Below are 9,060 nucleotides of genomic sequence, written 5' to 3'. Positions count from 1 at the left end.
CTAAAAAAAGCCTGTTAGATTTTAAAACTTAACAGGCCTGAGAATGTTATAATTTAATAAAATAAGTTTCTAACTTACCACTTCCTTAATACGTTTTATAGCTTCAATAATTTGCTCTTGAGAAGCTGCGTAAGAAATACGAATACAATCAGGATTTCCAAAAGCTTCACCAGTAACAGTTGCAACAAGTGCTTCTTCTAATAAATACAAAGAAAAATCGGTAGCATTGTTTATAGTTTTTCCGCGTAATGTTTTTCCAAAGAAATAGGTTACGTTAGGGAATACGTAAAACGCACCTTCTGGAGTATTGGTTTTAAATCCTTCAATATCATTTAATAAATCCAAAATTAAATCACGACGCACTTTAAACTCATCTATCATGTATTGTACACGCGATGGCGATTCGTTTAAGGCTGTAATTACAGCGCGTTGCGCAATACAGTTTGTACCACTTGTAATTTGTCCTTGCATTTTATTACAAGCACGTGCTATTTTTTCTGGAGCTCCAATATATCCAACACGCCATCCCGTCATAGCAAATGCTTTTGAAACACCATTTACGGTAATGGTACGGTCGTACATATCTTCAAACTGAGCCATACTTGCATGACCACCAACATAGTTTATATGTTCGTAAATTTCATCAGAAACCACATAAATATTAGGATGCTTAACTAAAACATCAGCTAAAGCTCTTAATTCTTCTTTACTGTAAATAGATCCACTTGGGTTACAAGGCGAGCTAAACCAAATCATTTTAGTTTTTGGTGTAATGGCAGATTCAAGTTGTGTTGCTGTCATTTTAAAATCGGTATCGATTGATGTTTTAACTTCTACGGGAACACCATCATTTAACTTTACAATATCAGCATAACTTACCCAATATGGGCATGGTAAAAGGACCTCGTCTCCAGCGTTCAGCATAACCGCAGCTATGTTTGCTAAACATTGTTTTGCTCCTGTAGATACTACAATTTGTGGTAAGGTATAAGTTAAGTTATTATCGCGTTTAAACTTTGTAATAATAGCTTCTTTTAATTCAACATACCCATCAACTGGTGAGTATGAATTGTAATTATCATTAATAGCTTGTATTGCGGCTTCCTTAATAAAATCGGGTGTATTAAAATCTGGTTCACCAAGACTTAAGCCAATAATATCTTTTCCTTCGCCTCTAAGCTCTCTTGCTTTTGCAGCCATTGCTAACGTTGCAGACGTAGCCATGTTTAAAATTCTATCAGATAATAATTGCATGTAATGTATTTAAATGGTAAATATGAAGTTTAGGCTAAACTAGGTTTTTGTCCTAGTACTTTTAATTGGTTGTAATGTTCTGCTATGGCTTTCCAAAACGTGTTATATTCGTTGTATGGTAAGCTAAACTCATTAGCTGTTTCTTTAACTATTTTAGCAATGTGTCTGTAATGTATATGACTAATGTTTGCAAATAAGTGATGCTCTACTTGTCTGTTTAACCCACCAGTATAAAATTCTACTATCCAGCTTTTAGGTGAAAAATTAGACGTTGTAAATAATTGATGAATGGCCCAAGTGTTTTTCATGTTACCATTTTCGTCTGGTAAAGGCATTTCGGTATTAGGCATTACGTGTGCTAATTGGAATATTACACTTAAAATGATGCCTGCGGTGTAGTGCATAACTAAAAAGCCTATTAAAACTTGCCACCATGCAAATCCTAATGATATAGGTAAAACAATCCAGATAGCATAATACACTATTTTACCAATAATTAATTTTGTCCATTGTGTTGCTGGATTAGGAAGTTTGCCGTATGCTAATTTTCTTTTTAAGTATTGATACGATTGAATAAAATCTGTCGTAATAGCCCAATTTACAGTTAACAAACCATATAAAAAGAAGGCATAATATTTTTGATATTTATGAATTTTAAGCCATTTAGTATGTTTAGAAAAACGAATAATTCTACCCGCATCAATATCTTCATCATGTCCTTGAATATTGGTGTATGTATGATGTAATACATTGTGCTGTACTTTCCAATTATAATCGTTACCTGCTAAAATATAAATGCTACTCCCCATTAATTTATTAACCCATTTTTTGCTTGAAAAAGAGCCGTGATTAGCATCGTGCATTACATTCATGCCAACACCTGCCATACCAACGCCAACAACCATCATTAAAATAATTTGTGCCCAAGCAGGTAAGTTATTAGTTAATATTAAAATTACGGGAACTATTAATAAAGAAAACATTACAATTGCCTTTATGTATAATTTCCAATTTCCTGTACGTTTTATGTTGTTCTCTTTAAAATAATCGTTAACACGTTTATTTAGAGTTTTAAAAAATTTTGCTGAGTCTTTTCTTGAAAAAGAAAGCGTTTGTTTTGTCATGCTATTAATTTTAATATGATTAAAATAAAAAATGTTGATCATACCTGCGGCAAATATAGTTATAAACCAACTGAAGTAATAACGTTTTTTTGTAAAAATATGCATATAAAAAGTATATTTTTGTTGAAAATTTAACATCAATGCAGCTTATTTTAAAATATTTCCCTAACCTTAACGAAGACCAAATTGAAAAATTTAAAAGGTTAGAAACACTTTATAAAGACTGGAATTTAAAGATTAATGTCGTATCTCGTAAAGATATTGACGAGCTTTATTTGCGTCATGTATTACATTCTTTGGCAATAGCAAAATTAATACAGTTTAAAGATGGTTCAAAACTTTTAGATGTTGGTACAGGTGGTGGATTCCCTGGTGTTCCATTAGCTATTTTATTTCCAGAATGTTCTTTTCATTTAGTTGATAGCATTGCAAAAAAAATAAAAGTAGTTGATGAGGTTGTAGAAGGTTTGGGGTTAACCAATGTAAAAACAACACACTCTAGAGTTGAAGATATTAAGGGCACTTACGATTTTATAATAAGTCGTGCTGTTGCTGCAATGCCAACGTTTGTGCATTGGGTAAAAGGTAAGATTGCTAAAAAGCAAAACCACGATTTAAAAAACGGAATTTTGTATTTAAAAGGTGGCGATTTAAGTGAAGAGCTTCAAAACTATAAAACAGTAACTATTTATAATTTAAGCGATTATTACACCGAAGACTTTTTCGAAACTAAAAAATTGGTGTATTTACCTTTAAAGTTTAAAGGCTAAAGTTTTAATTTACTTAACTCATTAAAGTTTTGTTTGAAAAAGTAAAACTGTTTTTTATACCAATAGGTATCAGAAAAAGATTCAATAGTAATGTTTTTTTCTGTGTCGAGAGCTAATAATGATTCAGCTTTTTTTAAATTTAATTTAGCATTTTTTAAGTCATTCACTTTGTAATAGGTTAAAGCTAATCCTAAAATAGCTTCATAATCTAAAGTGTTATATTTTATAGTGGTTTTAAAATCTGAAATAGCCTTATTATATTTTCCTAAAAGTAAATGCGATGCGCCTCTAAAAAAATATGCCGAAGCGTTGTTATCATCAAAACTTAAAGATTTATCAAAATCTTTTTTAGCTTGTTTATAATAGTTAATGTTTAAATGCGTTAAACCTCGGTTGTAATAAGTGTCTGCATTTGGATTAATTAAAACGGCAAGCGAAAAATCTTGCAATGCTAATTTATATTTTTTAAGTGCTAAGAGCGCATTTGCTCGCTGCGTATAAACTTTAGATTCGGTTGGTGATACCTCAATAATTTTACTTAAATCCGTTATTGAACCTATATAATCTTTTATATAATATTTAGTACAAGCCAAATTATATAAAGCATCAAAAAACTGCGGATCTAATTTTAAAGCATTTTCGTAATCAACTTTAGCTCCAAAAAAATCTTGTAAGCTGAATTTAGAATTACCTCTATTATAGTATGAATCGGCGTCTGGTTTGTAAAAAAGTATTTTTGAATAATCTAAAATGGCACCACTATAATCGCCTAAATCATTTTTGGCAATAGCTCTATGAAAATAGGCGTCGAAATTTTTTGGTTCTAATGCAATGACTTGGGTTAGTAACTCTATTTTTTCTTTTGGATTAGTTGCTCTAGTAGCTTGTCGGTAAAGTTTTTTGGCTTGCCCATAAGCAACTATAGGAGATATTATTAGTATTAATATAAGGATTCTTTTCATTTTATTAAGGGCGTTTCTAAAGTTGTTTTTAATCACTAAAGTTAGCAATATTTTATATATCAACTTAATTTTATGTTATAAGTTAATTAGTTAATAAAACAACTTTTAATCGGTTTTTTTTGCATTTTGTTTGTTTGTTGTATGAAATTTCATTATTATTGTTAGGCAGTGTTCTTTTTTTTTATAGAATTGTAAGTCTCTCAAATAAAAATTTAATGCCCTAGAAGTTTTTATTATGATAAAACCCTATACCTTCCGTTTCTTTCATATAAATATATTATTGTTCTTTTTTTTAATTAGTTTTTTTGCTAATGCTCAAGTGATGCAGTTAGAAGTTATTGGAGGGTCTATAATTGCTCAAGGTTCTACGATTACTATTAATGCTGGTAACAGTTTAGATTTTAGAATTACAAATGTTGAAGGTGGAAATTGTAAAAATTTAAGAATACAAGATGTTGATATATCAAATACTACTGATTTTGATATTACTCCAAGTAATCCTAAAAGGAATATAAAACCAAATACTTGTAGAGGAGGGAAAAAACTTCTTGATTTTGAAGTTGAAAATATAAGTTCGTCGTGTACTACTACTAGTACATTGGTTACTATTGAAATTAAGAATCAATCTGATTTTACATTTACATTACAAGTTAATTCTTCTCCTGAGGTTTATGTTTTAGGAGGAAATCCTTTAGCAGATGTTTCTTATAATAATGCAACAACTACAGATGAGAATGGGACGTATTTTGGTGTAGTAGATGAAGGCTCTACGGTAACAAGAAGGTTTCTAATTGCTAATATTGGCAATTGCCCCATGAATATTACATCGGCAATAACTAATAATGGGGATTTTGCTACATCTTCACCTCAAGGGATACCATTTGTAGGATTACCTCCCTTTTTTGGTATTTATTTAGATGTAACTTTTGTAGCTCCAGTAGCTGGAACAGGTACTCAGTCTGCAACTATTAGTATAAATACAAATGATCCTGATACGAATCCTTTTTTGCTAAACGTAAGCGCAGAAATGTTTAATGAAAATATACCAGGACCTGGTGGTATTACTGCCAATTTTAAATTGTGGTTAAAATCTACAAGAGGAATCGTTACATCAGGTTCTAATTTAACCAGTTGGTTAGATTTAGGCACTAACGGAAAAGATGCCACTACTGTATCTGGTAAAGAACCAACCTATCTAGATACAGCTGCTGATAATATTAATTATAACCCTGTAGTAAAATTTGAAAACGACGGTGCTGCAACAGAACAGTATATGTATAATAACGATACGCCAATAAGTGGTTTTTACAACCATGATGTATTTATTGTTATGGTACCAGATGCTACAATAACTAGTGCATCAACTAGAAACACCATTTTTGCTAGTATAGATTCAGGAAACGCAGGAGATATTACAGGTATAGGTTTTGGAGATTATTCATCAGAGTTTACTAACGAAACCTTATCATATAATCAAGATGTAGATGGTGGCGGTAGTTTTAATGGAGATGCAGAAATTAACTCATCTTATTCTAATGCTGGAATAATTAATGTTAGAAATGATGCCTTAGTATCACCAACTAAACAAGATATACTTTATAATTCTAATGTATTAACAACATCAAATGTTTCTGATGTAGCTTTTACTAATATATCGGGGAGTGATTATTGGATTGGTAGAAATTTTGATATTCAAGGAAGCTTAAATGGTCGTGTTGCTGAGGTCTTTACATTCTCAGAAAGATTATCTGATGCTGATAGACAAAAAGTGGAATCATATTTAGCTGTTAAATACGGAATTACTTTAGGAGCTTCTACCGAAGTACAGAAAGATTATATAAACTCTTTCGATACAAAAGTTTGGGATATTACGGCTAACTCTGGTTATAATTACCATGTTGCGGGTATCGGTAGAGATTCTATTTCAGATTTAAATCAAAAACAATCAAAAACTATAAACATGCTTAATGAAGTATGTATTGGCTTAGGTGGGCTTTTTACAACCAACAGTGCTAATCCAAATGAATTCAAAAAAGATGGAGATTTTTTGGTTTGGGGAAATAATAATGCATCTTTTTCTGGTTCTAGTACAAATACAGTAACTATAGCTTCTGGAATTATAACATCGTTAACACGTATTGACAGAATATGGAAGATTGTTGAATCAAATGAAAACGTAAATGGCGACGTAGAAACTGTTTATATTTCTATTCCATCAGTAGCATTTAGTAGTTTTTCAAAACTAGCTACCGAGGAATATGCTTTAATAGTTGCTGATGGTCCTAATTTTGCAAATGGCGATATTATTGATGTTATTCCACTTAGATCTGAAGATGGAGGAGTAAATCTTCAAACTTGGTATGATTTTGATGGTACAAAGTATTTTACTTTTGGAAAAACATCAAATTTAGCCGAAAATCACTCAATAAGCATAGCCTCAGGCGATTACTTGGTTGGTGAATTTAATCTTAATTTAAATGTGGATAATTTTACAATTTCTGCTTGGATTAAATGTGCCGCAAATGCTAGTAATAGGACAGTAATGGCTAAAGGTGAAAAATTACAAATCAGACTAAATACAACGGGTAATATTGAAGTGTATATTGATGATGCTGTTACACCAAAATATATATCAAATGTAGTTGTAGATGATGGTAAATGGCATCATACCACGTTTGTGTATCATAGTGGTACTATTTTAATGTATATAGATGGCGTTTTAGATAAATCAGTTCAAGACATTGTGCACCCGTCTCCAAACTTTAATAATTACGCTATAGGCGCAGTTTATATTGATAAAAATAATATTATAAATCCTTTATTAGGTGAGATTGATGAAGTTTACGTTTGGGATTTAGCATTAAGTCAAGATCAAATACGTTATTTAATGAATCAAGAAGTTGAGCGATTTGATAATGCGGGTACTGATTATGTAAATGGGAAAATTTTACCTCAAGCATCTGCAAGCAACGAGATTGTAAGTATACCATGGAGTAATTTAAGAGTATATTACGATTTTAATTCATTTTACGGGTCTACTGTTGAAGGGTTAACTGATAATCGTTTCTTTTTACGATTAAAGTATTTAGATAAAACGAAAACGATAATAGACAACCAAACAACTCCTTTGCCTTATGTGTCTGTAGCTAACGGAGCTTGGGATGCTGGAACAACCTGGAGTAATAGTGCAGATCAAATGATACCAAATTCGTTAAGTTTAGATGGTACAACTACAACGGATTGGAATATTGTTGAAATCTCACATAATATTACGTCGGGAGACAGAGATATCTCGTTATTAGGTTTAATTCAAACTGCTGGAACTTTAACAATAGCAGATCCAATTGATGCCCAAGACGAAACAAATTCTGGGCAAGCATTAACTGTTTCGCATTATTTAGAATTAGATGGTATTATCGATTTAGTTGGTGAGTCTCAATTAATACAAAGTGAAGGGAGTATTGTTGATGCAGATAGTGGTGGTTTTTTAGAACGCGATCAACAAGGAACCGCAAATGGATTTAATTACAATTATTGGTCATCATCAGTTGGTCCAATAAGCGGTAATTCTGCAACAAGAGGAACGGGGGTTTCAAATACAAACTCTAATCATACAATAGCAGGGGTGTTAAACGATGGAACTATATCTTCACTTTATCAAGGTCTAGTTTTTAATAGTTCACCTTATGGTAGTGATGGTTTACCTCCACCACCAGGTTCTGCAAGAACAATTAGCTCGTATTGGTTATACAAATTTTATGGTCCTGAAGATGATTATGATTCTTGGGAAAGTATTAATGAATCAACAACATTACTTGCAGGAGAAGGTTTTACAATGAAAGGGACATCGGGTGCTGTTGCCGTAACAGATCAACAAAACTACGTGTTTAAGGGCTTGCCGAATAATGGCGATATAACACTGCCACTAAATAAAAATATAACAGCGCAAAACCCAACAGGAAATGTAGATCGCTTAATAGGTAACCCGTATCCGTCTGCTATAGATGCCACAGAATTTATTTTAGATAATATGAGTATTGCTGATGGTGGAAATAATGCCACAGGAACTATTTTTAACGGTGCTTTATATTTTTGGGATCATTTTGGAGAAGAAAACACCCATGTTTTGAGAGGATATGTTGGTGGCTATGCTACAAGAAATTTAACAGGAGGAGCAGTAGCAATTGCTAATGATACAAGAATTAATAACAATTTAACTAGTGGATCAAAAATACCTGGACAATATATTCCAGTTAACCAAGGGTTTTTTGTAAGTACCGCATTAGATGGTTTTGATGATGATAATGGCGTTCCTGTAGATGTTGTTGACGGAGGTGATATAGTATTCAAAAATAGTCAACGTGTTTTTGCTACCGAAGACGGCTCAACATCATTATTTTTAAAGTCTACAGATAAGAAAAACAGTATTACTAGTAACGAGCATAGAGACGATACTCCTAGAATACGATTAATTTTTGATTCTCCAGCTGGATATCACAGGCAAATAGTTTTAGGCAAAGATGTGAATGCTTCTAATAATTTCGATTTGGGATATGATGCTATTATGGTAGATGTTGCAGAGGAAGATATGTATTGGGCTTTTAGCAAAGGAAAGTTTGTCATTCAAGGAGTTGGTAATTTTGATGACACTCAAGAATTTCCAATAGGAATTATTATTAAAAACTCTGGTATAGCAAGAATTAAACTTGATGGTGTTGAAAATTTAAATGAGAATAAAGCACTTTATATAAAAGATAATACTACCAACGAAACTTTTTTAATAAACAATAATCCGTTTGAAATATTTTTAGATGCAGGTGTTTATAACGATAGGTTTTCTTTAGTATTTAAGTCACAATCTTTAACTGTTGATGATATTGAAGTAGCTGATGATGTTTCAATTTATTTTGATGAATCTATATCAGAATTAAAAGTAATAGGACTAAATGA

Annotated in this window: 5 protein-coding genes; 2 read left to right on the top strand and 3 right to left on the bottom strand. The window is 31.8% G+C overall.

Annotation, left to right across the window (positions count from 1 at the left end; genetic code table 11):
- Positions 1-69: 69 nt before the first annotated feature.
- On the bottom strand, positions 70-1,254 hold the full coding sequence (locus tag AADI82_RS11030) for a pyridoxal phosphate-dependent aminotransferase (protein WP_341216494.1): 1,185 nt from the start codon (positions 1,252-1,254) through the stop codon (positions 70-72).
- 29 nt (positions 1,255-1,283) lie between these two features.
- Positions 1,284-2,378, bottom strand: coding sequence for an acyl-CoA desaturase (locus AADI82_RS11025; RefSeq protein ID WP_341216493.1), 1,095 nt, complete (start codon positions 2,376-2,378; stop codon positions 1,284-1,286).
- A 140-nt stretch (positions 2,379-2,518) separates the two neighbouring features.
- On the opposite strand from AADI82_RS11025, the gene rsmG reads away from it, so the two are divergent.
- Positions 2,519-3,148, top strand: a complete 630-nt coding sequence (gene rsmG, locus AADI82_RS11020) for a 16S rRNA (guanine(527)-N(7))-methyltransferase RsmG (RefSeq protein ID WP_341216492.1) — start codon at positions 2,519-2,521, stop codon at positions 3,146-3,148.
- On the opposite strand, the gene AADI82_RS11015 is transcribed toward rsmG, so the two are convergent.
- Complete coding sequence (locus tag AADI82_RS11015; protein WP_341216491.1) at positions 3,145-4,110, bottom strand: hypothetical protein; 966 nt, start codon at positions 4,108-4,110, stop codon at positions 3,145-3,147. The genes rsmG and AADI82_RS11015 overlap by 4 nt on opposite strands.
- Before the next feature lie 235 nt (positions 4,111-4,345).
- Between AADI82_RS11015 and AADI82_RS11010 the strand changes: the two genes are divergently transcribed.
- On the top strand, positions 4,346-9,060 hold a 4,715-nt coding region (locus AADI82_RS11010; RefSeq protein WP_341216490.1), incomplete at its 3' end, for a LamG-like jellyroll fold domain-containing protein.

The sequence above is a fragment of the uncultured Wocania sp. genome, assembly GCF_964021735.1.
Lineage (GTDB): Bacteria > Bacteroidota > Bacteroidia > Flavobacteriales > Flavobacteriaceae > Wocania_A.
This window is presented reverse-complemented; position numbering and strand designations above follow the sequence as displayed.